Genomic DNA, 1,496 nt, shown 5'->3' with positions numbered 1-1,496 from the left:
ACCAGGATCTCGGGCAGGTCTGGCAGGCGATTGAAGGAAAAATGCCAGGTCCGCTTGTTGATCTCATCCGTGGGGATCTCCGTGGTAGGCAACGGAGAAATGCCCGGCAAGGCGGCATCCAGCAAGCTCAAGCTGCGCACATCCTCGGGCCAGTCGGCCGCATAGGCATAGGCGATCCAGGCTCCCACGTCATGGCCGGCCACATCCAGCTTGCCGGCTTCCAGCAATCCCGTCAGTTGGGCAAAGCGGTGGATTTCAGCGGCCACGATGCCGGGCGTGAATCCGTCTTGGGGATGAGCCGAATCGCCCATGCCGCGCGGGTCAATGGCAATCACCCGACGTCCGGCGCGCGCCAGGCGGGGGATCACATCGCGCCAGGCAAACCAGCTCTGCGGCCAGCCCGGTATCAGCAGGACCGGCGCGCCCGTGCCGGCTTCGACGTAATGGAGGCGGATGCCATCGACATCGATGAGCTTGTGGTGTAACGCGATGTCGTTCTCGTAGTGTGAAGGGTTCATGGGTTCAGTTCTTGGTTGGGTACGTTGGATGGAAAGGGAGGACGAACATGCCGACAGGACGCAAAACGGGATATTTATATAGGATCACATCGTTTCCTAATTAGGTAAAAAAAGCGGCGTCCAGCAGACGCCAAGGGCTCACTTCGCACTCAATCACATTCAATCCAGCATCTTCATGGCCATGGCCAGCATCTTCTTGTTCAAATGCGGGCGATGTGCATCGCTTTTGCCCACCACCCGCAAGCCTTGCAGGAAACACAGCAGGGACTTGGCAGCCAGCGGGGCATTGAGCTGCGCGGCAATGGAGTGATCTTCCATACCGACCCGGATCAACTCGGCCAAGACGGCTTCCAGGCGCTTGAGCGCCTGTTCGAACAACTGCGCGATCTCTTCTTCCAGTACGCTGGCTTCCACCCCAGTGGCGACCACCAGGCAGCCGAGGCGGCCTGGTTCTCCCGAGGATTGCTCCAGATAATGCGCCAGCAGGCGCGCAACCCGCTCGCGACCGCTGCCCTCGGCGCGTGCAATGGCCCGGATGCGCTCGTGACCACGGGCGACGTAGCGCTCGAATGCGGCCATGTAGATGGATTTCTTGTCCTTGAACGCCTTGTAGAGACTGCCACGCGTCAGACCGGTGGCCTCGACCAGGTCGGCAATCGAGGTCGCGCCATAGCCGCGCTGGCGGAACAAGCCAATGGCAAGGTCGACGACTTCATCGTAGTCGAATTCGCGAGGGCGACCACGATGGTTCTTGGCGGGGAGCTGTGACATGCGCCGATTATGGATCAATTCGTTTCCATATTCAAGCCTGCATGTCCCCTCGATTGCACGGCACAGACACGATGCCTTGGCGACACCCTAAGGGTGAGCTAAGTCTGCCGTAATAGGATCAAGTGCCAGACATGTCTTCTGGCAATATCCCTACATGAAAGGACTCATCCATGACTTCCGCCATCAGCAGTCTGTCCAGCAGTTTCT

At 59.3% G+C, this 1,496-nt stretch carries 2 protein-coding genes; both read right to left on the bottom strand.

The annotated features are described in order from the left end of the window. A partial coding sequence (locus I5W_RS24530) for an alpha/beta fold hydrolase (RefSeq protein WP_044531214.1) occupies positions 1-518 on the bottom strand: 518 nt, incomplete at its 3' end. A 159-nt stretch (positions 519-677) separates the two neighbouring features. Then, the gene (locus I5W_RS24525) at positions 678-1,289 is read right to left on the bottom strand and encodes a TetR/AcrR family transcriptional regulator (RefSeq protein WP_044531213.1); all 612 of its coding nucleotides are present in this window, start codon (positions 1,287-1,289) and stop codon (positions 678-680) included. Positions 1,290-1,496 lie beyond the last annotated feature (207 nt).

Source organism: Herbaspirillum sp. B65 (genome assembly GCF_000333555.1).
GTDB lineage: Bacteria > Pseudomonadota > Gammaproteobacteria > Burkholderiales > Burkholderiaceae_D > Herbaspirillum > Herbaspirillum rubrisubalbicans.
The sequence above is the reverse complement of the archived record's forward strand: the minus strand, read 5'-3'. Positions and strand labels throughout refer to the sequence as shown.

Bases quoted from the DNA above. Each gene is read 5' to 3' on its own strand.
- I5W_RS24525 (WP_044531213.1), bottom strand. From the start codon at position 1,289: ATGTCACAGCTCCCCGCCAAGAACCATCGTGGTCGCCCTCGCGAATTC.